The organism is Nocardia stercoris, from assembly GCF_003696265.1.
Taxonomy (GTDB): Bacteria; Actinomycetota; Actinomycetes; order Mycobacteriales; family Mycobacteriaceae; genus Nocardia; species Nocardia stercoris.
Genome location: NZ_RFFH01000007.1, coordinates 273,615 through 295,727, shown reverse-complemented (window position 1 = coordinate 295,727; position 22,113 = coordinate 273,615). Strand labels below are relative to the sequence as shown.

At 70.6% G+C, this 22,113-nt stretch carries 21 protein-coding genes; 10 read left to right on the top strand and 11 right to left on the bottom strand.

Going from position 1 to position 22,113, the window contains the following annotated elements:
- Positions 1-40 precede the first annotated feature (40 nt).
- The 3 genes from EBN03_RS18800 to EBN03_RS18790 are packed head-to-tail and all read left to right on the top strand — an operon-like array spanning position 41 to position 2,542.
- Positions 41-1,222 carry a cytochrome P450 gene (locus tag EBN03_RS18800; RefSeq protein ID WP_122189356.1) on the top strand — a complete coding sequence of 394 codons (1,182 nt, stop codon included), beginning with the start codon at positions 41-43 and terminating at the stop codon, positions 1,220-1,222.
- A 29-nt stretch (positions 1,223-1,251) separates the two neighbouring features.
- Entirely contained in the window at positions 1,252-1,875 is a 624-nt protein-coding gene (locus EBN03_RS18795; protein ID WP_233608462.1) for a class I SAM-dependent methyltransferase, read from the top strand.
- 28 nt (positions 1,876-1,903) lie between these two features.
- Positions 1,904-2,542 carry an alpha/beta hydrolase gene (locus EBN03_RS18790; protein WP_122189355.1) on the top strand — a complete coding sequence of 213 codons (639 nt, stop codon included), beginning with the start codon at positions 1,904-1,906 and terminating at the stop codon, positions 2,540-2,542.
- A 299-nt stretch (positions 2,543-2,841) separates the two neighbouring features.
- On the opposite strand, the gene EBN03_RS18785 is transcribed toward EBN03_RS18790, so the two are convergent.
- The 5 genes from EBN03_RS18785 to EBN03_RS18765 all read right to left on the bottom strand — a co-directional run bounded on the left by EBN03_RS18785 (position 2,842) and on the right by EBN03_RS18765 (position 9,870).
- Complete coding sequence (locus EBN03_RS18785; RefSeq protein ID WP_122189354.1) at positions 2,842-3,654, bottom strand: ABC transporter ATP-binding protein; 813 nt, start codon at positions 3,652-3,654, stop codon at positions 2,842-2,844.
- Positions 3,655-3,663: 9 nt separating this feature from the next.
- Entirely contained in the window at positions 3,664-5,835 is a 2,172-nt protein-coding gene (locus tag EBN03_RS18780) for a molybdopterin-dependent oxidoreductase (RefSeq protein WP_122189353.1), read from the bottom strand.
- 9 nt (positions 5,836-5,844) lie between these two features.
- Complete coding sequence (locus EBN03_RS18775; protein WP_122189352.1) at positions 5,845-6,642, bottom strand: DUF4184 family protein; 798 nt, start codon at positions 6,640-6,642, stop codon at positions 5,845-5,847.
- 27 nt (positions 6,643-6,669) lie between these two features.
- Positions 6,670-8,439 (bottom strand): hydroxysqualene dehydroxylase, encoded by a 1,770-nt coding sequence (locus EBN03_RS18770; protein WP_233608461.1) that lies wholly within the window; start codon positions 8,437-8,439, stop codon positions 6,670-6,672.
- A gap of 69 nt (positions 8,440-8,508) precedes the next feature.
- Positions 8,509-9,870 carry an NAD(P)/FAD-dependent oxidoreductase gene (locus EBN03_RS18765; protein ID WP_122189351.1) on the bottom strand — a complete coding sequence of 454 codons (1,362 nt, stop codon included), beginning with the start codon at positions 9,868-9,870 and terminating at the stop codon, positions 8,509-8,511.
- A 149-nt stretch (positions 9,871-10,019) separates the two neighbouring features.
- Here EBN03_RS18765 and EBN03_RS18760 point away from each other — a divergent pair, with 149 nt between their 5' ends.
- On the top strand, positions 10,020-10,655 hold the full coding sequence (locus EBN03_RS18760) for a TetR/AcrR family transcriptional regulator (protein ID WP_122189350.1): 636 nt from the start codon (positions 10,020-10,022) through the stop codon (positions 10,653-10,655).
- Between the two features lie 125 nt (positions 10,656-10,780).
- On the opposite strand, the gene mmsB is transcribed toward EBN03_RS18760, so the two are convergent.
- The 3 genes from mmsB to EBN03_RS18745 are packed head-to-tail and all read right to left on the bottom strand — an operon-like array spanning position 10,781 to position 14,320.
- Positions 10,781-11,674, bottom strand: a complete 894-nt coding sequence (gene mmsB / locus EBN03_RS18755; RefSeq protein ID WP_122189349.1) for a 3-hydroxyisobutyrate dehydrogenase — start codon at positions 11,672-11,674, stop codon at positions 10,781-10,783.
- Positions 11,671-12,816, bottom strand: coding sequence for an acyl-CoA dehydrogenase family protein (locus EBN03_RS18750; protein ID WP_122189348.1), 1,146 nt, complete (start codon positions 12,814-12,816; stop codon positions 11,671-11,673). The genes mmsB and EBN03_RS18750 overlap by 4 nt, the downstream gene beginning before the upstream one ends.
- Before the next feature lie 4 nt (positions 12,817-12,820).
- Positions 12,821-14,320: a CoA-acylating methylmalonate-semialdehyde dehydrogenase gene (locus EBN03_RS18745; RefSeq protein WP_122189347.1), complete on the bottom strand. Its 1,500-nt coding sequence runs from the start codon at positions 14,318-14,320 to the stop codon at positions 12,821-12,823.
- A gap of 322 nt (positions 14,321-14,642) precedes the next feature.
- Here EBN03_RS18745 and EBN03_RS18740 point away from each other — a divergent pair, with 322 nt between their 5' ends.
- Positions 14,643-15,272, top strand: coding sequence for a TetR/AcrR family transcriptional regulator (locus EBN03_RS18740; protein WP_122189346.1), 630 nt, complete (start codon positions 14,643-14,645; stop codon positions 15,270-15,272).
- 32 nt (positions 15,273-15,304) lie between these two features.
- On the opposite strand, the gene EBN03_RS18735 is transcribed toward EBN03_RS18740, so the two are convergent.
- Complete coding sequence (locus EBN03_RS18735) at positions 15,305-15,871, bottom strand: helix-turn-helix transcriptional regulator (protein WP_122189445.1); 567 nt, start codon at positions 15,869-15,871, stop codon at positions 15,305-15,307.
- An 89-nt stretch (positions 15,872-15,960) separates the two neighbouring features.
- Here EBN03_RS18735 and EBN03_RS18730 point away from each other — a divergent pair, with 89 nt between their 5' ends.
- On the top strand, positions 15,961-16,953 hold the full coding sequence (locus EBN03_RS18730; protein ID WP_122189345.1) for an NAD(P)/FAD-dependent oxidoreductase: 993 nt from the start codon (positions 15,961-15,963) through the stop codon (positions 16,951-16,953).
- 329 nt (positions 16,954-17,282) lie between these two features.
- Here the strand turns inward: EBN03_RS18730 and EBN03_RS18725 are convergent, their stop codons facing one another.
- Positions 17,283-17,768 (bottom strand): carboxymuconolactone decarboxylase family protein, encoded by a 486-nt coding sequence (locus EBN03_RS18725; RefSeq protein WP_122189344.1) that lies wholly within the window; start codon positions 17,766-17,768, stop codon positions 17,283-17,285.
- Positions 17,769-17,928: 160 nt separating this feature from the next.
- Here EBN03_RS18725 and EBN03_RS18720 point away from each other — a divergent pair, with 160 nt between their 5' ends.
- From EBN03_RS18720 to EBN03_RS18710, 3 genes are all read left to right on the top strand, one after another.
- Positions 17,929-18,828 carry an RNA polymerase sigma-70 factor gene (locus EBN03_RS18720; protein ID WP_122189343.1) on the top strand — a complete coding sequence of 300 codons (900 nt, stop codon included), beginning with the start codon at positions 17,929-17,931 and terminating at the stop codon, positions 18,826-18,828.
- A gap of 64 nt (positions 18,829-18,892) precedes the next feature.
- Positions 18,893-19,357, top strand: a complete 465-nt coding sequence (locus EBN03_RS18715; protein WP_122189342.1) for a hypothetical protein — start codon at positions 18,893-18,895, stop codon at positions 19,355-19,357.
- Positions 19,354-19,653 carry a transcriptional regulator gene (locus tag EBN03_RS18710; protein ID WP_122189341.1) on the top strand — a complete coding sequence of 100 codons (300 nt, stop codon included), beginning with the start codon at positions 19,354-19,356 and terminating at the stop codon, positions 19,651-19,653. Before EBN03_RS18715 ends, EBN03_RS18710 begins: the two co-directional genes overlap by 4 nt.
- 112 nt (positions 19,654-19,765) lie before the next feature.
- Here the strand turns inward: EBN03_RS18710 and EBN03_RS18705 are convergent, their stop codons facing one another.
- Complete coding sequence (locus tag EBN03_RS18705) at positions 19,766-20,380, bottom strand: TetR/AcrR family transcriptional regulator (RefSeq protein WP_233608460.1); 615 nt, start codon at positions 20,378-20,380, stop codon at positions 19,766-19,768.
- Positions 20,381-20,583: 203 nt separating this feature from the next.
- Between EBN03_RS18705 and EBN03_RS18700 the strand changes: the two genes are divergently transcribed.
- A complete protein-coding gene (locus tag EBN03_RS18700; RefSeq protein ID WP_122189339.1) occupies positions 20,584-22,101 on the top strand; it encodes an aldehyde dehydrogenase family protein in 1,518 nt (505 codons plus the stop codon).
- The last annotated feature ends 12 nt before the right edge of the window (positions 22,102-22,113 follow it).

Below are 22,113 nucleotides of genomic sequence, written 5' to 3'. Positions count from 1 at the left end.
GTGCCGCTTAATCTGATCCGGTCGGAAAGGATTGCGGCGCATGGACATTCTCGACGACCCCTACCTGTTCGCCTCCGACTCACCGGTCGATCTCGGCAAGGCCATGGCCGCCGTGCGCCGCGAAATGCCGGTGTACTGGGACGAGGTCCGGCAGGCCTGGGTGGTCATGCGGTACGCGGATGTCGACTGGGCCCTGCGCAATCCGCAGCTGTTCAGCAACGAGATCTACGACCACGCGGCCCTGCTGGGCACCTTCTCCGCCATGGACGGCGCCGCGCACGCCCACCATCGGCGCCTTTTCGCGCCCGCGTTCGGCCCGCGTGCGGTCGCCGAGTACCGGGTCGCCGTGGTCGAACCGGTCGTCGAGCGCCTGGTCGCGGGCCTGCGCGACCGGGACACCGCCGAACTGGTGGCCGAGCTGTGCCTGCCGCTGCCGGTGGAGGTGATCGCCCCGCTGCTCGGCCTGACCGCCGAGTATCTGGAACCGTGCCGGTTGTGGGTCAACCAGCTGGTGGCGTGGAACATGTACCGCAAGGATCCGGCGGTGGGTGCGGTGGGCCGCACCGCGTACGACGCGGTGCGCGAACATGTTCGCGATATCGTCGAGCGGCAGGCGGCCGCGCCACAGGACAATCTGCTGGGCCGGGTGGTCCGCGCCTACCAGGACGCCGGCGTCTTCGACTTCGACCAGATGCTGATCTTCGCGGTCGGCTTGGTGATCGGCGGCTTCGAGACCACCACCTGGATGACCGCGTGCGCGCTCGGCGCCCTGCTCCTGCACCCGGCGGCGCTCGACGAGGTGCGGCGCGACCGCTCCCTGCTCCCGGCCGCCTTGGAAGAGTCGATGCGCTGGACCCCGTCGTTCGTCGGTGTGCTGCGCTCGACCACGCGCGCGGTGACGTTGAGCGGTGTCACCATCCCCGCCGGCGCTGATGTCGTCCTGTGTCAGGCCTCCGCCCATTACGACGACGAATACTTCACCGCGCCAGAGGTTTTCGATATCCACCGCAAACCCGAGCACCTACTGTTCGCGGCCGGGCCGCACTACTGCCTGGGCGCCCCGCTGGCCCGGCTGGAGGCCCGCACCCTGGTGTCGCGGCTGCTCGACGAGCTGCCCGGCCTCCGCCTGGTCCCCGGCTCGGAGCACCCGTTCGTCCTCGGCGCCCTCGGTTCGGCGATGCACGGCCCGACCGCCCTGCACGTGCAGTGGGACCGGGGGTAGCGCCTTAGGATCGGGGCGAGGAGGTAGCCGTGGATTCAGCGCGCAGCCAGAAGCTCGCCCGGGCCTGGGACAAGCAGGTGCGGTGGTACGAGCCGCAGATGCGGTTCTTCGACCGCCACCTGTTCGGCGACACCCGGGAGTGGGTGTGCTCCCGGGCGACCGGCGACACCCTCGAGGTCGCGATCGGGACCGGCATGAACCTGCCGCTCTACCCGGCGGACGTGCGGCTCACCGGCCTCGACTTCAGCCCCGAGATGATGGCGCGGGCGCGGGCCCGGGCCGATGAATCCGGCCGGCCGGTCACCCTGGTTCCCGGGGACGCCACGGCCATGCCGTTCGACGACGCCGCGTTCGACACCGTGGTGTGCACCTTCGGCCTGTGCTCGATCCTCGATGTCGACGCCGCGCTGCGCGAGATGCGCCGCGTGCTGCGGCCCGACGGCCGGCTGCTGCTCGCCGACCACGTCGAGGCCGCGCCCGCGCCGGTGCGCGGCGTGCAGTGGCTGCTGGAGCGGGTCACGGTGCCGTTGAGCGAGGAACACTTCCGTCGCCGCCCGCTGCTGCGGCTGCCGGCGGCCGGATTCACCGTGGACACGGTCGAACGGTTCGCCCTCGGTATCGTCGAGCGTCTGGTCGCACATCCCACCGTGTGACCCCGCATCGAACGGAAAGGCCCGGCGCATGCCGTTTTTCGACGGAACCGGCGGCCGCCTGCACTATCGCCGGTGGCCGGCTCCCGGCACACCGGCGGCTGTCCTGGCCTGGCTGCCGGGCATGGGCCAGCACAGCGGCCACTACCACCGCTTCGCCCGCCGGCTGGCGGCCTGCGGCATCGAAACCTGGGGGCTCGACACCGCCGGTCAGGGCCTCAGCGAAGGCGATGCCGACGCGGCGCGGGACGCCACCCGGATCGGCGGTGACGCGCGACGATTCGTCGAGCTCGTGCGCGCCGAGGGGCCCGCTGCGCCGCTCATCGTCGCCGGCCACTCACTGGGTGCCCGCACCGCACTGCAGCTGCTGCCGTCGTGCACAGCCCTGGTGCTGACCGGCACTCCCGCCACCGCGCTCGCCGCCCATCCCGCACTTCCGCCGGACCTGCCGATCCTCGCCCTGCACGGCTGCGACGACCGCCGCGCGCCGGTGGACGCCGTGCGGGACTGGGCCGCGCGCCGGGCCTCGGTGCGGTTGATCGAATACCCCGACGCCGGCCACGACCTCCTGCACGAGCCGGTGTACCCGCAGGTCACCGACGCGATCGCCGAGTGGATCCGCCAGCTCGTCGACGCCGCCGCGACGAGCCCGCGTGGGACCCGCCGCTGAGCGCGACACAACCTGCCGCACGACCGGCTGACGCCGTCATCGCCAACCGGCCTGGCCCGGACCGCGTTCTCATCGTCGCGCGTCAGACCACTCTGGACACGGCCGGTCTCGACGAGGATCGGTTCGACACCTGGAAGGCCGTTGCTGGGGCCGGGTGTATTCGATGAGCGGCTGGACGGCAGTATCGGTCGATGTCGGTGACCGGCCGCGATTTACGTTGCCCAACGGATCGAACGGCCGGTACGCCTGCGGTACCCGATGCTGGGACTCCCGCACGCTGCGGTCGAACGCCGGTTCCCTCAGCGAGCGTGCGCCGCCCAGCGCTCGCCGATCCGGTGCACCGCCAGATCCCGGTCGAAGCAGTCGGACAGATCGGCGTCGGTGAGCGTATCCGCGATCGGACCCGCGGCGAGCACCGTGCCCGCGCGCAGCATCAACAGATGCGACGTGGTCACCGGGATCTCCTCGAGATGGTGGGTGACGGTGACCGTGGCCAGCTTCGGCTGGGCGGCCGCGAGGGTGTGCAGCGCGGCCAGCATATCCTCCCGGGCGGGCAGGTCGAGGCCGGCGAACGGTTCGTCGAGGATGAGCAGCATCGGGTCGGCCATGAGGGCGCGCGCCAGCCGGACCCGGGCCCGCTCGCCCTGCGAGAGCACCCGGACCGGCCGCTCGGCCAGGTTCGCGCAGCCGACCAGTTCCAGCAGTTTCGCGGCGCGATCGCGGATCGTATCGTCGTAGCGCTCCCACAGCGGCAGCACACTGCCGCTGTGCCCGGTCAGCACCACGGTGTGCGCGGTGTGGCCGGTCTCGTCCGGAAGTCGTTGCGCCGCACCGACCAGCCCGATGTAGGTGCGCAGGTCGCGCAGGTCGACCGTGCCCATCCGGCGGCCCAGGACGACCGCGGTGCCGGAGCTCGGAAACCGTTGCGCCGCAGCCACCGACATGGTCGTGGTCTTACCGGCGCCGTTGCGGCCCAGCACCACCCAGTGCTGCCCGTAGTCGACCCGCCAGTTCACGTGCTGGATCAGCGGCGTGCGGTCGGCGCGCACGGTGACGTCGGTCAGTTCGATCGCGGGCCCGGCCGGATCGGGCTGCACGAAGACAGGTTTCATGCCGCCAATCTATCGAGCGCCCGCGGCCGCGACCGCCGCGCTCACGCTCACCCAGGTGCTGTTCACCGCGGCGGTCCCGGTGAACGGGTCGGTGAGCGAGTTGTCGTGCAGCAGGTTCACATTCGCGCCCGGCAGCTCCGCCGCCACCGACCATCCGACGCCCGCTTCCCGGTGCCCGTAGCCGTGCGGCACGGAGATCGTGCCCGGCCGGATCTCGTCGCTGATCTCCAGCGGCACCTCGATGGCGCCGACCTCGGACGACACGGTGACCGGTTCGCCGTCGATGAGCCCGCGGGCGGCGGCGTCGGCGGGATGCATGAGCGCGGTGCAGCGGTCGCGGCCCTTCACCATGGTGGGGATGTTGTGCAGCCAGGAGTTGTTGCTGCGCAGGTGGCGGCGGCCGATCAGCTTCAGGTCGTAGCCGTCCGGCGCGATCGTCGCGGCGACGCCACCGCGCGCGTCGGCGATCAGCGCCACGGCCGCGGCGCGGAAGTCCGTGGGCGCCAGCTGCACTCGCCGATCCTCGGTGCCCAGCAGGGTGCGCAGCCGTGGCTGCAACGGGCCCAGGTCGATTCCGCCGGGGGACCGGCGCGTCTTGCCGGCGGTCACGCCCCGGATTCCGCGCCGCAGCGGGCCGTGCGGACCGGTCAGCACGCCCACCGAGATCAGCCGCAGCGGGCTGAGCTGCGCGAAGACGGCGTTGGTGATCCGCCCGGCGAGACCGCGGACCGGCAGCATCTCGGTGATCAGGCGGGCCAGGATCTGCCAGTCCTCCAATCCGTCGGCGGGCGGGTCGAAGACGCGGGCGTCGTAGCGAATGTTGTTGCGCACGCTGAACACCGGGAACAGCACATCGAGTTCCTCGCGTTCGAGCGGGGAGATCGGCGGCAGCACGAAATCCGCGTGGCGGCTGGTTTCGGTGATGTACATGTCCAGGGCCACCGAGAAATCCAGTGTGTCGAGCGCCTTGTCCAGGGCGCCGCGCTGTGGCGTGGACAGCACCGGATTGCCGGCGTAGGTGATCATGGCGCGGATCTGCCCCTCGCCCGGGGTGAGGATTTCGTCGGCCAGCACACCCACCGGCAGCTCGGACCGGAACGACTTGTGCGCCCCGGACCGATCGGTCCACGAGCCGTACCCCATCGGCAGATACTTGGTGAACCGCGCGATGTCGATGGGCGGGGTCGCGAACATCTGCCCGCCGGGCCGGTCCAGGTTGCCGGTGACGGCGTTGAGCGTGTTCACCAGCCAGTGGGTCAGCGTCCCGGTCGTCTGCTGGCACACCCCGATCCGGGCGTACAGCACCGCCGAGCCGGCGGCGGCGTGCTCGCGGGCCAGCCGCCGGATCGTGTCCGGGTCGATCCCGGTGAGCGGTGCGGCGTCCTCGGGGGTGAAACCCGTGACCAGCGCCCGCAATTCGTCCCAGCCGGTGCAGGTCGCGCGGATCCGTCGCTCGTCGCACAGCTGCTCGGTGACCAGCACGTGCAGCATGGCCAGCAGCAGATACGGGTCACCGCCGGGCTCGATGGCGACGTGTTCGTCGGCCAGCCGGGCGGTCTCGGTGCGCCGCGGGTCGATCACGACCACCGAACCGCCGCGTGCCCGGATCGCGCGGATCCGGTCCCGGGCGCCCGGCATCGTGGTCACCGACCCGTTCGACACCGCCGGGTTCGCGCCCAGGATCACCAGCCGGTCGGTGCGGTCGATATCGGCGATCGGCATGAGCACGTTGGAGCCGAACATCCGCCAGGCCACGAACTCCTGCGGGAACTGGTCGATCGAGGAGGCCGAGAAGAAGTTCCGGGTGCGCAGCACTGCCCGCAGCAGCAGCGCGTAGAGCACCGAAGTGCTGTGCGCCGCAGGGTTTCCCAGGTACATGGCGATGGCGTGCGGCCCGTGCTCGGCCCGCACCCGCCGCAGCCGGATACCGATCTCGCGCAGTGCCTCGTCCCAGCCCACCGGTTCGAACCGGTCACCGACCCGGCGCATGGGGGTGCGCAGCCGGTCCGGGTCGTGGTGCAGGCCGCCCATGGCGGTGGCCTTCGGGCAGATGTATCCCTTCGACAGCACGTCGTCGGGATTGCCTTCGATGCGGGTGACCTGTGTGTTCTCGACGGTCACGATGATTCCGCAGTGTGCTTCGCACAGGGTGCACTGCCGGCGTACGGTCTTCGAGCCCATGGCCCCACGCTACGCGCGATCACCCGTTCGGGAGGGCCGGTCGGTCGACATTTCGGACATCGGCGCGGGCAGCAGCCGGATCGACACCGCGCCCGCCACCAGGGCCACCGCCACCACGTACAGCAGCCGCACACCGAGCACATACGGCTGGAAAGGCAACGGCAGCAACGGAAGCGCCGCCAGCAGCAGCGCGGCGACCGCGCCGGCGGGCACCCAGAACCGCCGCGGTGCGACCGGAACCGCCGGCGGGGTTCCGTGCCAGGCGCGCAGCAGCCCGCGCCGTCCGAGGTAGTAGAACGCCCCGAGCGCGAGCGCCCCGCCACCGAAGCTGGACAGCTGCTGCAGCAGGTACCACCACGGCTTGCCCAGCGGACTCGGCCGCACCAGGGCGGGCAGCCGCGCCACCGCCCAGCCGTGGCCACCGCCCGGATCGTGGGTGAACCCGTCCCAGAAGTCGTGGGTGAGCGCGCCGAGCAGAATCGAGTAACCGGTGACGTACCAGCGGTGCCGCACCGCGCCCAGCACCCCGTAGGCGGGCAGGTCGAACCCGCCCAGCCGCGGCAGCTGCGCGGCGATCTGCGGTGCGGCCCAACGGATCACGGCCGTCCCCGCGAAGCCGACGGGCAGGCACCACCACAGCAGCGCCACCAGCGAATGGGTCTCCCACATCGAGAACATGCCCGCCACCGGGTACGCCGCGTCGGGTACCGCCGACCCCACCACCAGCGCCACCCCGTCGAGCCGGCGCGGCCAGCGGATCTTCAGCGGGAGTACCGCCAGGGCATGGGAGGGAAAGGTCAGCGGCATCGGCCCAGCCTAGCCGCGCCCCCGGGCTCAGCCGTCGAGCAGATGCGGCAGCCCCGCCCGGTAGCGGTCGGCGTCCAGCTGCTTGAGCGGGTCGAACACCGGAGGCGCGAAGAGCGGGAAAATCGTTGCGCGCGTAGCGGAATCACCGGCCGCGTCGAGCACCCCGTTGGCGGCGGCGCGACCGGACTCGTTGGCGCCCTCCATGGTCGCCAGGTCGATATGGGTGCGCACGTGGTCGCCGGCGAAGAACAGATTCGGTACCGCACAGGTGGCCTCGGGCCGGTTGTCCCAGGACCCGATCGTGTTGACCAGCAGCGGGGTGTCGTTGCCGGTGGTCCCGTCGGCGTCGAAACGCACTCCGGGATCCAGGAACCAGGAGTGGATGTCCTGCTTGCGCAGCCAGTCCGTGCCGTTGTTCAGCCAGGCCGTCAGTTGCGCCCACACTTCCTCGGCGACCTCGTCCCGAGTGCACTGTTTGGCGGTCTTGCCGTACAGGATGCCGGGACTGTCCCAGTCGGAGATGTCGACGGACAGACATTCGACGACCGAGCCGTCGCCGTAGCGGGACGGGAAGTCCACCGCCCACATGGGGGCCTGCCGTAGCCCGGTGAGCGCCCACGGGGTGCCCAGCGCCGCGATGTGGCCCTCGGGCAGTTCGGTGGACCGGGTCAGGTAGTACTGGATGCCGACCATCCAGTCGACCTCCAGCTGTCGCATGCCCGCCAGCCGGGGGTCGGCGTCGACGAGATCGTTGCTGAGCAGTCCCACCGCGCGGTCCACGGGCATGGCGCTGACGAAGTAGTCGGCGTCGACGTCGCGGCCGTCGCTGAGCCGGGCGGAGATGATCCGGCCGCCGTCGAGCCGCAGCCCGGTCGCGCCGGCGCCCAGCTCGAACCGCACGCCCAGCCCGCGCAGATGGTCGACCCACGGGTCGATCCAGGCCTCGTTGGTGGGCCGGTTCAGGATGCGGTCCACGCCACCCTGATAGCCGGGCACCATGCCGGTCCCGGCGAGCACCAGCGCCTCCCCGATGGTGCCGATGGTGCGGGCCGAGCTGCGATAGGGCTTGGCGGCCACGGTGATCCGGGTCAGCGCGCTCACCAGGTAGTCGCGGTACGCCGCGGATTTGCCGTTCGCCTGCACGACGTCGGCCCAGGACCGGTACTCGTATTCGCCGAAGCGTCGTTCGGTGCTGCTGGTGAACCAGCGCAGCAACTGTCCGGTGAATACGGCGAGCTCCTGCGGCGGCAGTTCGGGGACGAATCCGACCATGGCGGCGAGGGTGGTGCGCAGTGTGGCCGGGTCGATCTGGGGGAGGCCGCCGAGTTCCACCGGCAGCACCGCAGGTGGCAGGTCGCGGAAGCCGACGGCCGCCGACTGCACCCGGATCAGGTTGTCCGCGACGCCGTGTGGATTGCCGGGGAACGGGATTCGGCTCATCGTGTCCGGAATGTGCTGGTAGCAGCCGGGAAAGAAGCGGAATCCGTGCTCGCCGGGCAGATCGAGCCGGCCGCCGGCGGCGGTACCGGGCACGCTCATGCTGCGGGCCTTGCCGCCCAGCGCGACCGGTTCGTACACGGTGACGTCGTAACCACGCTCGATCAATTCGTGCGCGGCGGTGAGCCCGGAGACGCCGCCCCCGAAGACGGCGACGCGGCGGCCGGCGGGGGCCGCCCCGGCTCGGGCCGGGCGCGGCAGCGTGGCGGCCACGCCCGCGGTCGCCGCGGCGGCGAGGCTGCCGCGCAACAGGGTTCGCCGGGGGAACGGGTGGGACGGTGCGGAGACGGGACGGTTCACTGATAACTCCTCGAGCGGGAGGGACGGCCGCCGGGTACGGACGACCGGGGCGGGTCCGGACGGACCGCGTCAGTCGACGGCGACGGTGGCCGGTAGCGGTGGCAGGCCGCGGCGGCGGGCCGTCCACAGTTCGTGGCGATCGCGCACGGTGTCGCGGGCCTCGCGGAAGAGGGTGTCCGCCACCGTGATCGGGGTCGTGCGCCCGCGCCAAGCGGCCCGGGCGGCCAGCGCGACCGCCGTGCCGGGCGCGAGCATCCGGCCGGGCGGGCGCACCCGCGTCATCACTTCGAGCACCCGCGCGGCGAGTTCGGGATCGGACGCCGCGGCGCGGTACAACTCGGTTTCCAGCGCGGTCATCGGTTCACCCCGGGCCAGGCGGTTCGTCCACTGATACACCGGGAGGCAGTCGCGTTCGCGCTCGAGTTCCCAGTCCCGCAGGGCGCGATCGAGCGCCCGCGGATCGTCGAGTACCGGGGCGGCGGCCGCGGCGAGCAGCCGGCCGTAGCGCAGTGCGTCCCGGATTCCCTGCGCGGTGACCGGGTCCTTGAAATGGCCCGCGTCGCCGGGCAGCGCCCAGCCGGGGCCGGCCGAGCGGCGGAAGTAGGAGGTCAGGTCGGCCGCGGTGCGGACCCGGCCGATCTGGGTGCAATCCCGCAGGCGCGCGGCCAGTTCCGGGATCTCGGCGATGAACTCGCGGTACAGCCGCGCGGCCGCGCTCTGCCCGCGCTCGGCCCGCGCCACCGGCGGCTGGATCAGGCACAGCACCAGGCCGTCGTCGCAGGGGAAGGCGGTGCCGAGCAGTTCGCCGGCGCGCCACTGCGCCGCGGTCGTCCGCCAGGCGGGGTAGGCGTCGGCCCAGTAGGCGAAGTAGCAGGCCCGGCCGCTGTCGGCGCTGCGGTAGGGGATGTCCGCGCCGACCAGCCGGGCGACGGTGCTGCGGCGGCCGTCGGCGCCGACCACCAGTGGGGCCAGCACTTCGGCCGTCGCGCCGGAGCGGTCGCGGTAGCGAACGCCGGTGATCCGGCCCGCGTCGGCCACCAGCTCGGTCACCAGCGCGCCCTCCCGCAGTTGCGCGCCGCTCTCGCGCGCGGTGTCGACGAGCGCCGCGTCGAGCGCGATCCGGCGGACACACATCGCGTAGCCGATGCCGGGCACCGCCGCGAAATCGGTGCGCACGGTATGGCCGGATCCACCGGCCAGCGCGGTACGCAATTGCGGCGCACCGGCTTTCAGTACGCGCGGCAGCGCGCCGAGGGTCTCCAGTTCGGCGACGCCGGTGGGCCAGAGCAGATGGGTGGACAGGGTGTCGGAGGGGAAGCGGGCGCTGTCGAGCGCGATCACCCGCCGACCGTGCCGGGCGAACTCGATCGCGGCGGCGGCACCCGCGCATCGGCTCCCGACCACGACGACGTCGGCGGATTCACTGCGCATCGGTACCCCCCAGTTCGCCGGACACTGTGTCCGAACACCGTGTCCTGTCTGAGAGAATGAGATGAAATCCGTCTCTTGTCAATGGATTCCGCGTAATTCTCGGCACGGATCCGGGTGCGGCACAATGGCCCCATGGTCGAGGAGCACCCATGCCGTCGCTGACGCGCACCGCCGGCCGTCCCGAGCGTGACCGGCACCGGGAGGCGGTCGAACTCAAGGTGCTGACCGCGGTCGACGAATTGCTGGCCGGTGGCTCGACATTCACCGAACTCGCGGTGCAGCGCATCGCCACCGAAGCCCGGATCGCGCGCTCGACCTTCTACCGCTACTTCCCGGACAAGAGCCGGCTGCTGATCCGCATGGCCGAACTGGCCACCGGCGAACAATTCCGCGCCGCCGAACACTGGTGGGCGAGCAGCCATTCCGACGGCGAGGCGGGTGTGGTCGCCGCCATGCGCGCCATGATCGCCGGCTCCCGCGCCCACGCCCACCTGCTGCGCGCCCTCGCCGAGGTCGCCGCCTACGACCCCGACGTCGGCACCTACTGGCGCGGCCGCATCGAAACCTTCGTCGCCCTGGTCTGCGCCCGGCTACAGGCCGACCGCGCCGCCGGCCGCATCCCCGACGGCGTCGACATCCCTTCCACCGCAATCGTTCTCACCTGCATGGTGGAACGCTCGATCGACTTCGCCCTCGGCAGCGACGACGTGGCCGACGAACAGATGGCACGGTCCCTGGGCCGCGCCGTCTGGCTCATCGTCTACGGCACCGCCGGGGACGCGTAGCCGCCCTTCGCCGCCGGGCGGCAGCACCAACTCGTGGTCGCCGGGTACACGCGCGGCGAATCCAAACTCGACCTCGTCACCTCACTACCGCCCGCGCCGTCCGGCCGAACGGCCTCGGCTGTCGGTCAGTCCGCCGGCCGACCCGACCGCTCCCGGATGTCGGTGATGATCGCCGAGAAGTCCAGCCCCGCGCCGGTCCGGTTGAACCGCTCGTACACCTGGGCCGCGAGCGCGCCCACCTGTCCGTCGATATGGTTGGCCGCCAAGGCGTTCGCGGCCAGGCCGAGATCCTTGGCCATCAGGGCGGTGGCGAAGCCCGGGGCGTAGTCCTTGTTCGCGGGGCTGGCGGGGACCGGGCCGGGGACCGGGCAGTAGGAGGTCAGCGCCCAGCTCTGGCCGGAAGCCGTGGACACCACGTCGAAGAACTTGTCGTGCGACAGACCGAGCTGCTCGCCCAGCACGATCGCCTCGGACAAGCCGATCATCGAGATCCCGAGCAGCATGTTGTTGCAGATCTTGGCGGCCTGACCGACGCCTGATCCGCCGCAGTGCACGATCTTGCCGCCCATCACCTCCAGCAACGGCCACGCGGCGGCGACATCGTCGTCGGTGCCGCCGGCCATGAAGGTGAGCGTGCCCGCCGTGGCACCGGCGACCCCACCCGACACCGGGGCGTCGACGGCCCGATGTCCCGCTGCCACAGCGAGTTCCGCGGCCCGCTTGGCGTCGGCGACGTCGACGGTGGAGCAGTCCACGAACAGGGTGCCGGGACGCGCGGCCGGGAGCACCTCGCGGTAGACATCCAGCACGATCGCGCCGTTGGGCAGCATGGTGATCACGACCTCGGCCCCGGCGACGGCCGCCACCGCCGATTCGGCGAGCGCGGCGCCGGCCGCACCGGCCTGCGCCCGCGCGGCGGGGGACAGGTCGAACGCGATCACCTCGTGCCCGGCGCGAACGAGATTGGCGGCCATGGGCGCACCCATGTTGCCGAGGCCCAGAAAGCCGATCCTGGTCATACGTGTGACTCCTGAAGTAGGGAGCGGGCGACGACCACCCGCATGATCTCGTTGGTGCCCTCGAGGATCTGGTGGACGCGCAGATCCCGGACGATCTTCTCGATGCCGTACTCGGCCAGGTAGCCGTAGCCGCCGTGCAGCTGCAAGGCCTTGTTGGCGACCTCGAATCCGGCATCGGTGCCGAATCGCTTTGCCATGGCGCACAATTCGACCTTGTCGGGGGCGTCGGCGTCGAGCGCGGCGGCGGCGCGCCACAGCAGGGTGCGCGCCGCCTCCAGCTGGGTGCCCATGTCCGCCAGATCGAACTGCAGCGCCTGGTTGTCCAGCAGTGGTCGGCCGAAGGCGTTGCGCTGCGCCAGATACGGCACGGTCCGGTCCAGCGCGGCCTGGGCGCCGCCGACCGAGCAGGCGGCGATATTGAGCCGTCCGCCGTTGAGCCCGTGCATGGCGATCCGGAAGCCGTCGCCCTCGGCGCCGAGCCGATTGGCCACCGGAACCCTTGCGCCACTGAGCATTACCTGCCGGGTGGGCTGGGCGTTCCAGCCCATCTTCTTCTCGTTCGGACCCACCGTGAGGCCGGGGGTATCGGCGGGCACGATCAGGGCCGAGATACCGCGCGCACCGCTCTCGGCGGTGCGGACCATCATGACGTACACGTCGTTGGCGCCCGCGCCGGAGATGAACTGTTTGGTGCCGTCGAGGACGTAGTCGTCCCCGTCACGCACTGCGCGCGTGGACAATCCGGCGGCATCCGACCCGACACCCGGCTCGGTGAGGGCGTAACCGGCGAGCGATTCCATCGACGTCAGCCCCGGCAGCCACCGGCGGCGCTGGGCCGCGTCCCCGTAGGCGTCGATCATCCAGGTCGCCATGTTGTGGATGGAGATGTAGGCGGCGACGGCCGGGCAGCCGGTGGCCAGCTGCTCGAAGATCCGCACCGCGTCCAGCCGCCGCAGCCCGGAGCCGCCCATCTCCTCGCTGGTGTAGATGCCACCGAGGCCGAGGTCGCCGGCCTTGCGCAGCACATCGCGGGGGAAGTGCTTGCGCTCGTCCCAGTCCAGCGCGTTGGGGGCGAGGAACTCGTCGGCGAAGTCCCGCGCGGTAGCGCGGATCGCCTGTTCCTCGTTGTCCAGCACGAACATTCGCTCAGTCCATGGTCGGGATGACGAACGCGTTGCTCTCCTTCAGGCCGGAGGGCCAGCGCTGGGTGACCGTCTTGGTCTTGGTGTAGAAGCGGATCGAGTCGGGTCCGTGCTGGTTCAGGTCCCCGAAACCGGACGCCTTCCAGCCACCGAAGGTGTGGTAGGCGATCGGCACCGGGATCGGCACGTTGATGCCGACCATCCCGACCTGGACGCGGGCCGCGAAGTCGCGGGCGGTGTCGCCGTCGCGAGTGAAGATGGCTACGCCGTTGCCGAATTCGTGGTCCGACGGCAGACGCAGCGCGGCCTCGTAGTCGTCGGCTCGCACGATCGACAGCACCGGGCCGAAGATCTCCTCGCGGTAGATCCGCATGTCGGGGGTGACCTTGTCGAACAGTGTCGCGCCGATGAAGAATCCGTCCTCGGCGCCTTCGACGGTCAGTCCGCGGCCGTCGACCAGCAGTTCGGCACCCTCCTCGACGCCGAGCTGGATGTAGTCGCGCACCCGGTCCACGCCGGCCCGGTTGACCATGGGCCCGAAGTCGGCGGCCGGGTCGTCGGAACGGCCGACGTTCAGCTTGCCGATCCGCTCGATCAGCTTCGCCACCAAGCGATCCGCGGTCTCGGCGCCGACCGGCACCGCCACCGAGATCGCCATGCAGCGTTCCCCGGCCGAGCCGTAGCCGGCGCCGATCAGCTGGTCGGCCACGTCGTCGAGGTCGGCGTCGGGCATGACGATCGCGTGGTTCTTGGCGCCACCGAAGCACTGCGCCCGCTTGCCGTGCGCGGTCGCGGTCTCGTAGATGTACTGCGCGATCGGCGTCGAGCCGACGAAGCCGACGGCCTGGATCCGGTTGTCGCGCAACAGGGTGTCGACGGCGACCTTGTCACCGTGGACCACGTTCAGCACGCCCGGCGGCAGCCCGGCCGCTGCGAACAGCTCGGCCAGGCGCAGCGGTACCGACGGGTCGCGCTCGGACGGCTTGAGCACCACGGCATTACCGCACGCCAGCGCGGGGCCCAGCTTCCACAGCGGGATCATGGCCGGGAAGTTGAACGGGGTGATGGCGGCGACCACACCCAGCGGCTGCCGCATCGAGTACACGTCGATGCCGGTGCCGGCGCTCTCGGTGTACTCGCCCTTGAGCAGGTGCGGGATGCCGGTGGCGAACTCGATCACCTCGAGGCCGCGCTGGATGTCGCCGCGTGCGTCGGCGAGGGTCTTGCCGTGCTCGCTGGACAGCAGGGCGGCCAGCTCGTCCATCTCGTCCTGCACCAGGGTCAGGAACTTCATCAGCACGCGTGCCCGTTTCTGCGGGTTCTGGGCGGCCCAGCCCGGCTGCGCGGCGGCCGCGTTCGCGATGGCCGCGCCGACCTCCTCCGCGTTCGCCAGCGGCACCCGCGCCTGCACCTGCCCGAGGCTGGGGTCGTAGACGTCACCGAACGCACCGGAGGTGCCGGTCACGTGCTGCCCGCCGATGAAGTGAGTGAGTTCGCGAACCAAGGCGCTTCCTGTTCTCGAGAGGTCCCACCGCCCGAACCGGGCGGTATGTGGTCGTCATACTATTGGACATCCTAGTAAAATGGCCATAGCTTGCGGCGAATCGGTCGATTCGGTCACACCACTACCTATCGTTCGCTAAGTGGTTGTGGTAAGAACGACCGCGCACCCTGTGCGCCCCACCCCGGCCGCACATCGCTCGACGGGGCCGCGCGCCGACCCTGAGGAGTAGTCATGACCGTCGACATCGGTGAACTTGCCGCGCCGAGCACCCTCGCCCGCGCCTGCCGCACCCGCTTCTGCTGAACGACCCGAAAGACCTGTGATGACCGAGGCATTCGTCGACGACACGGCTACGGTGCGGCATCCCACCGCCCGCAGCGTGCGATATCACGAGGTGCTGGACGCCGCGGTCGAGGTGTTCGGCACGTACGGCTACACCGACGCGAAGGTGGAGGCCATCACCAAGCGCGCCGGTATCAGCAAACCGATTCTGTACGACTACTTCTCGGGCAAGCTCGACCTGTATCTCGCGGTACTCCGCCGCTACCTCGACGAACTCGTCGAGGGCCACCGGCAGGCGCTCGCCACCCCCGGCAGCCGGCAGCGCGTGCGCGCCACCGTGCAGGCGTACTTCGACTTCATCGACCGCGCCCCCGTCGGCTTCCGGCTCATCTTCGACTCCGAGGTGACCAGCGAGCCCTCCATTCGCTGGCACATCGACATGGCGGTGCGGACCTGCATCCAGGAGTTGGTCGGCTGCGTCACCGCGGAGACCGGCATGGATCCCGACCGAGCCCGCTGTGCCGCAACCGGATTGGTGGGTATCGCCCAGTTCGGGGCCCGGCACTGGCTGGCCACCGGCCGGGCCGTTCCCAAGCAGGACGCGATCGACACGACCTTCGCGCTCTGCTGGGGCGGCCTGGCCTCGATCCCGTTCGAACCGCAGGACTAGCGGAGTTCCGGCCGGACACGCACACGGTCGATCTAGTCCTCGGGCCGGTGGCCCCTGCGGGCGTCGCGGTCGAAGATGCCCAGGATCTCGCAGGGCCGGCCGGCCTCGGCGCCGATGGCGTGCGGCAGCATGGTCGGGAACTCGGCGGCCTGATCGGTCTCGATGCGGAAGCGGCGATGGCCCAGCATGAGGACCGCGGTGCCGGACAGCACGACGAACCACTCCCGGCCGGGATGGGCGCGCATGCGCGCCGGATTGTCCGGCGGCGGCTCGGTCATCCGCTGCCGGACGACGGTGACACCGGGATCACTCTTGACCGACCAGCGCAGCATATTTCGCGCGCTGTCGACGATCGGGTTGCTGACGACATCGTCGGAGGCCGTTTCCACGAGCTGGTCGAGGCTGGTGTCCAGTGCGCGGGCCAGGGTGACCAGCTGATCCAGTGCGAGCCGGCGGCGGCCGTTCTCGATCCGGCTCAGCGACGACTGACTGAGATTCGCCCGGGCCGCCAGCTCGTCCAGCGACAGGCCCTGGGCGACGCGCAGCGCCCGGATGCGTTTGCGCACGAGGCCGTCCAGATCGTCATCTTCTTGCGCCATAGGCAAGAGCATATGCCTTTTATGCAAAGCGCTCCTATCGTCGTGCGCAGTGGCCCGGATCGAGGCCACGGGTGACGAAAGGATGCGTAATGACGGTGCGGACTCCCCACGACGTGAGCGATCCACTGCCCACCGAGATCGTCGACGTGGTGGTGATCGGCGGCGGCGCGGCCGGGCTGAACGGCGCGCTCATGTTGGCCCGTTCACGTCGCTCGGTGGTCGTGATCGACGGTGGCACCCCGCGCAACGCGCCCGCCGCGGCCATGCACGGCTTCCTGGTCCTGGACGGCATGCCGCCGGCGGAGATCCTGCGCACCGGCCGCGAGCAGGTGCGCGGGTACGGCGGCCGGATCGTCTTCGGCGAGGTGATCGCCACCGAACGGTCGGACGACGCGGAACTCCGGTTCACGGTCACGCTGTCCGGCGGCGCGACGGTGGCCGCCCGGCGCATCCTGGTCGCCACGGGCTTGCGCGACGAACTGCCGGACATCCCCGGCCTGGCCGAGCACTGGGGTCGCGGCGTAGTCCACTGCCCCTACTGCCACGGCTGGGAGGTGCGCGACGAACCGATCGGCATCCTGGCCACCGGACCGGCCTCGGTTCATCACGCATTGTTGTTCCGCCAGCTGAGCGACGACCTCGTCTACTTCACCCGTGGCCTGGAACTCGACGCGGACACGCGAATGCGCCTGTCCGCCCGCAACATCCGTATCGTCGACACCCCGGTGGTGGAGGTCGTCGCGGCCGAGGACGGCGGTATTGCCGGAGTTCGATCGAGCGACGGCACAGTCGAGGCCCGGCGCATCCTGGCCGTCGCGAGCCGGATGCAGGCCCGCACCGACGGACTCGACGGGCTGAACCTGCCGATGGAAGACCTGCCCGACAACATGGGCCGCCGCTTCACCTCGGGCATGGCCGGCGTTACCGAGGTCACGGGCGTGTGGGTGGCCGGTAATGCCACCGACCTCACCGCCCAGGTCGGTGCGGCGGGAGCGGCGGGCGCCCTGGCCGGCGCACACATCAACGCCATGCTGGTCACCGCCGACACGGATGCCGCTGTAGCCGTGACCGAGGCGGCCTGAGTGCGCGATGCCGGCCGGTGCGGCGCGATGCCGTGCTGGGCCGCCGTCGATACGCATACCGCTGTAGCCGTGACTGAGTCGGCCTGAGTGCGCGATGCCGGCCGGTGCGGCGCGATGCGTGCTGGGCCGCCGTCGATTCGCATACCGCTGTAGCCGTGACTGAGTCGGCCTGAGTGCGCGATGCCGGCCGGTGCGGCACGATGCCGTGTCGGCCGCCGTCGATACGAAAGCCGTTGTCGCGGTGACCGAGTCGGCCTGAGCGCACAATGTCGGCCGGTTCGCGGCAATTTCTGCCCGAAACAGCCGAACATTGTGCGCTCAGGCCGGGATCAGGACGCCATCGCCGCGAATGTGCCCGCCTCGTACGAGCCGCCCTTCGTCTTGGTGATGACCAGCATCCGGTTGGCGGCGTTGATCAGGGCGACCGTGTAGACCAAGGCCGCGAGCTGATCGTCGTCGAAGTGCTCGCGCACCAGCGCCCAGGTGTCGTCGGAGACGCCGTGACCGCTGTCGGCCAGGCGGGTGCCCTCCTCGGCGAAGGCCAGGGCGGCCTGTTCGGCCGCGGTGAACACCGTGGACTCGCGCCAGGCGGCGACCAGGTTGATCCGCACGGCGGGCTCGCCGGCGGCGGCCAGCTCCTTGGCGTGGGCGTCGACGCAGAATCCGCAGCCGTTGATCTGGCTGACGCGCAGCTCGACGAGTTCGATCAGGGATTTCGGCAGCGTCGACTGCACGATCGCCGCGCTGGCCCGGGCGAAACGCTTGCCGATCTCGGCGCCGACCGGGTTGGCGTTCAGGTCGAAACGGGGTTCCATGGGGTGATCCTCACTCGCAGTTGTGGATTGAACGACCACAAGACGGCGGCCCACCGCCCGGCGTAACGGGGGACCAGGTGTGAGGTGAACCACGTCGGCCGCGTGTTACGAAACGGTGGTGGCCGGCGTCTGGAGGGGAGGCCCGGAGAAAGCAGGAGTCATGCCCGAAACCGCACCCGGGGTACCCGACCCCGCCACCGAGGCGTTCGTCGCGCAGCGCAACCTGCTGTTCACCGTCGCCTACGAGATGCTCGGCTCGGCCGCCGACGCCGAGGACGTCCTGCAGGAGACCTGGTTGCGCTGGACCGGCGTCGACCTCGGCTCCGTGCAGGACCATCGCGCGTACCTCGTCCGGATCACCACCCGCTGCGCGATCGACCGGCTGCGGACCCTCGGCCGGCGCCGGGAGTCCTATGTGGGCCCGTGGCTCCCCGAACCGCTGCTGACCGGACCGGATGTCGCCGACGACGTCGAACTGGCCGAACATCTTTCGCTGGCAATGCTTCTGGTGCTCGAGACGCTGACCCCGATCGAGCGGGCGGTCTTCGTCCTGCGTGAGGTCTTCGACCTGGACTACGACGAGATCGCCGGGGCCGTGGACCGATCGCCGACCGCGGTCCGCCAGCTCGCCTACCGGGCCCGCGCCCACGTCGCCGCTCGCCGCCCGCGCGGTACCGCGTCCGCCACCGAGACCCGTACGGCCCTGGCGGCTTTCCAGCGCGCGGTCGACACCGGCGACCTGCAACACCTGCTCGACATCCTCGCCCCCGATGTCGTCTTCCTCGGCGACGGCGGTGGCATCGCCCGCGCGGCGCTGGTCCCGATCGTCGGTGCCGCCGCAGTCGCGGCGGTCCTCACCGTCGGCCTGGGCAATCTGGCCGCGTGCTCGCGGGAACCCGCCGAGATCAACGGCCACCCCGCGCTGCTGCTGCGCCTGGACGGCCGCATCGACACCGTGCTGGCCCTGCGCGTCGACGACGGGCTCGTGACCGGGCTCTACTCCGTCCGTAATCCCGACAAACTGGTCCGCCTGGAACAGGAAACCGCACTACATCGCTAGACCCTTGACTTTCCTGCTTGGAAAGTGGAACCCTACTTTCCAAGCAGGAAAGTGAGGAGTCGTCATGGATCACATCGCACCCGAAGACGCCCGCGCCGCGCTCGACGCTGTCGAGCGAGCCCGAGCCGGCGTCGCCGGTGAAGTCGGCCTGCCCCGCTGGTACTGGTGGGTACTCGCGGTGGGCTGGATCGGCATCGGACTCATCGGCGTATTCGGACTCGCGTGGCTGACGGCGATCGCCACCCTCGTCTTCGGCGCCGTCCACTCGTATATCGCGTCCAAGCTGCTCAACGGCCGCCGCCGCACCTCGCAACTGCAGGTCAGCGCCGAGGTCGCCGGCACCCGTATCCCGATCGTGGTGATCGGGATGCTGCTCGTACTGGTGGCACTCACGGTCGCCGCGGCATTCGCACTGGGTGCCGACGGTGCGCGGCATCCCGGCGTCGGCGCCGCGGTCCTGGTCGCGGCGATCGTCGGATTCGGTGGACCCGAGATCCTGCGCGTCCTGCGCGGCTGGGCCCGGGCATGACCACACCGCAATTCGACGAGCTGATCCACCCGAGCACTCGGCTCACGCTGGTCGCGACGCTCGCCGCCGCCGACTGGGCCGAGTTCGCGTACCTCAAAGACCGCCTCGCACTGTCGGATTCGGCGCTGTCGAAGCAACTGGCGATCCTCGAGGAAGCCGGCTACGTCGAGACCGAGCGGCGGCTCGAAGGCAGCCGCCGCAGGGTCCGAGCGAAGCTCACCGATGCCGGGCGCAATGCTTTCAACGGTCACGTCGCCGCACTACAGGCGATCGTGGCCGGCCCGGCTGCCACCTGAATTACGCCCGGCCTGAGCGCACAATCTCCAGGCGCAGACGGCAATTCCTGCCGGGAAATGTGAAACATTGTGCGCTGAGGCCGGATTCCACTCCAGCAGACAGGCGGCGCGCCTACGGACGCACAACAGGCACGAGGAACTTACGGGCGAAATCAGCGAGCTCCTCGGCATTTCCGGCCGCTACCGCACCGTACGGTGCGAGCACCCACGAATGCACCACGCGGCACACCACTTCCGCGCGAATCAGCAGATCGTCGGGTAGGGAGAGTAGGCCGCGGTCGGCGCAGCGTTCGATCGCGGCCGCCGTGGCCGCGACCGCCATGCCGAAGGACGTCTCACCCTCGACGGTCAGTTTCCCGATCACCCGAAAGGGCTCGACGGTCAGCAACCGGGCGACCAGCGGGTTGGTGCGCCACCGGGTGATCACGGTGACGAACATGTCGGCGACGACATCGTCGAGGGTGTCGTGCCGGTCGGGGATCGCGGCCAGCTCGGTGAGCACCGCGGCGATCTCACGGCCCACCACGGCTTGCACCACGTCGTCGCGGGAGCCGACCCGCCGGTAGACGGTGACCCGGTCGACGCCGGCTCGCTGCGCGATGTCCTCGATGGTGGTCTTCTTGACCCCGACCTGTTCGAACTGGGCGAACGCGCCGTCGAGGATGCGTTCCACGAGGTCGTCCGGGGCGCCGGCGCGGTCGGCCGCGCGGGACAGGGCAGGTTTCACGTCCACCACGGTATTGATCTTCCTGGCTCCGCTGCAACAAGACGGTCTCGGATGTCGCCGTTCGGCGGGCAATTCTTTGTGCAACATTGCAATGCTATCTGTTGCACTGTACGTTGAGGAAGCCGGCATCGCGGACTCCCGATCCGGCGCTGTCCGCCCACTCGACCCGCGTACTCGGTCGTTCGAAGGGACTTGCGAAATCCATGGCCGAAGCTCTGCCCACCACCGTCGCCGCGCCCGAGGAGCGGCCCGCCGCGGCGGGTCCTCGTACGTTCGACGTGCGCGATCCCGCCACCGGCGCGCTGGTCGGGACCTATCCGAACCACACCGCCGCCGAGGTGGACGCCGCCGTCGCCCGCGCCCGGGCCGCGAGCGACTGGTGGCAGCAACTCGGCTTCGCCGAACGGGCTCGCCGCCTCGACCGGTGGCGCGGCGAAATCGCGCGTGGCGCGAGCGAACTCGCCGCACTGGTCCGAGCCGAAATGGGCAAGCCCCGCGCGGACGCGCAGCTCGAGATCGCCATGGCCGCCGAACACCTGCGCTGGGCTGCGCGCAATGCCGAGCGGGTACTCGGCCCGCGATCGGTGCCGGCCGGCCTGCTCACGATCAACCACGCCGCCACCGTCGAATATCTGCCCTACGGTGTGGTCGGCGTCATCGGCCCGTGGAACTACCCGATCTTCACCCCGCTCGGCTCGCTGTCGTTCGCCTTGGCGGCTGGGAACACGGTGGTGTTCAAGCCCAGTGAGTTCACCCCCGGCGTCGGGCTCTGGCTGAAACAGGCTTTCGATCGGGTGGTCCCCGAACGCCCTGTGCTGCAGACGATCACCGGGCTCGGTGCGACCGGCGCGGCGCTGTGCCGGGCCGGGGTCGGCAAGATCGGGTTCACCGGCTCGACCGCCACCGGCCGCAAGGTCATGGCGGCCTGTGCCGAGACGCTCACCCCGGTACTGATGGAATGCGGCGGCAAGGACGCCCTGGTGGTCGCCCCGGACGCCGATGTGGCGGCGGCGGCCGATGCGGCGGTGTGGGGCGGACTGTCGAACGCCGGGCAGACCTGCCTCGGCGTCGAACGGGTCTACGTGCACCGCGACGTGTACGACGAATTCGTCTCGCGCGCAGTGACTCTCGCGCGCAGTGTACAGGCGGGCCCCGGCGGCGCGATCGGCCCGATCACCATGCCCCGCCAGGTCGAGATCATCCGCGCCCACATCGCCGACGCGCTCGCCCGCGGCGGCCGCGCCCTGCTCGGCGGATCGGATGCGATCGACGGCCGCTACGTACAGCCCACGATCCTGATCGACGTCCCCGAGGACAGCACGGCCGTCACCGAGGAGACCTTCGGCCCGACGCTCACCGTCACCCGCGTCGACAGCATGGACGAGGCGATCGACCTGGTCAACGCCAGTGCATACGGCCTGGGCGCGAGCGTGTTCTCCCGCCGGCACGGCCCCGACATCGCCCGCCGGATCCGCACCGGGAACGTCGCGATCAACGCCTTCGTGGCCTTCGCGACCATCCCGTCGCTGCCGCTCGGCGGAATCCGCGAGTCCGGTTTCGGCCGGGTGCACGGCGCCGACGGCCTGCGCGAATTCACCTACCCGCACGCGGTGACCCGGCAGCGCTTCCGCTCGCCGCTACCACTGACCACCTTCACGCGCGGACCGCGCACCGACGCTCTGGTCGGCAGGCTGATCGGCCTGCTGCACGGCCGCGCCTGACCACAGCACGAT

Excerpts from the sequence above, each read along its gene's own strand:
- EBN03_RS18800 (WP_122189356.1), top strand. The coding sequence starts at position 41 with ATGGACATTCTCGACGACCCCTACCTGTTCGCCTCCGACTCACCGGTC.
- EBN03_RS18790 (WP_122189355.1), top strand. The coding sequence starts at position 1,904 with ATGCCGTTTTTCGACGGAACCGGCGGCCGCCTGCACTATCGCCGGTGG.
- EBN03_RS18785 (WP_122189354.1), bottom strand. The coding sequence starts at position 3,654 with ATGAAACCTGTCTTCGTGCAGCCCGATCCGGCCGGGCCCGCGATCGAA.
- EBN03_RS18780 (WP_122189353.1), bottom strand. The coding sequence starts at position 5,835 with ATGGGCTCGAAGACCGTACGCCGGCAGTGCACCCTGTGCGAAGCACAC.
- EBN03_RS18775 (WP_122189352.1), bottom strand. The coding sequence starts at position 6,642 with ATGCCGCTGACCTTTCCCTCCCATGCCCTGGCGGTACTCCCGCTGAAG.
- EBN03_RS18765 (WP_122189351.1), bottom strand. The coding sequence starts at position 9,870 with ATGCGCAGTGAATCCGCCGACGTCGTCGTGGTCGGGAGCCGATGCGCG.
- EBN03_RS18760 (WP_122189350.1), top strand. The coding sequence starts at position 10,020 with ATGCCGTCGCTGACGCGCACCGCCGGCCGTCCCGAGCGTGACCGGCAC.
- mmsB (WP_122189349.1), bottom strand. The coding sequence starts at position 11,674 with ATGACCAGGATCGGCTTTCTGGGCCTCGGCAACATGGGTGCGCCCATG.
- EBN03_RS18750 (WP_122189348.1), bottom strand. The coding sequence starts at position 12,816 with ATGTTCGTGCTGGACAACGAGGAACAGGCGATCCGCGCTACCGCGCGG.
- EBN03_RS18740 (WP_122189346.1), top strand. The coding sequence starts at position 14,643 with ATGACCGAGGCATTCGTCGACGACACGGCTACGGTGCGGCATCCCACC.
- EBN03_RS18735 (WP_122189445.1), bottom strand. The coding sequence starts at position 15,871 with ATGGCGCAAGAAGATGACGATCTGGACGGCCTCGTGCGCAAACGCATC.
- EBN03_RS18730 (WP_122189345.1), top strand. The coding sequence starts at position 15,961 with ATGACGGTGCGGACTCCCCACGACGTGAGCGATCCACTGCCCACCGAG.
- EBN03_RS18725 (WP_122189344.1), bottom strand. The coding sequence starts at position 17,768 with ATGGAACCCCGTTTCGACCTGAACGCCAACCCGGTCGGCGCCGAGATC.
- EBN03_RS18720 (WP_122189343.1), top strand. The coding sequence starts at position 17,929 with ATGCCCGAAACCGCACCCGGGGTACCCGACCCCGCCACCGAGGCGTTC.
- EBN03_RS18715 (WP_122189342.1), top strand. The coding sequence starts at position 18,893 with ATGGATCACATCGCACCCGAAGACGCCCGCGCCGCGCTCGACGCTGTC.
- EBN03_RS18710 (WP_122189341.1), top strand. The coding sequence starts at position 19,354 with ATGACCACACCGCAATTCGACGAGCTGATCCACCCGAGCACTCGGCTC.
- EBN03_RS18700 (WP_122189339.1), top strand. The coding sequence starts at position 20,584 with ATGGCCGAAGCTCTGCCCACCACCGTCGCCGCGCCCGAGGAGCGGCCC.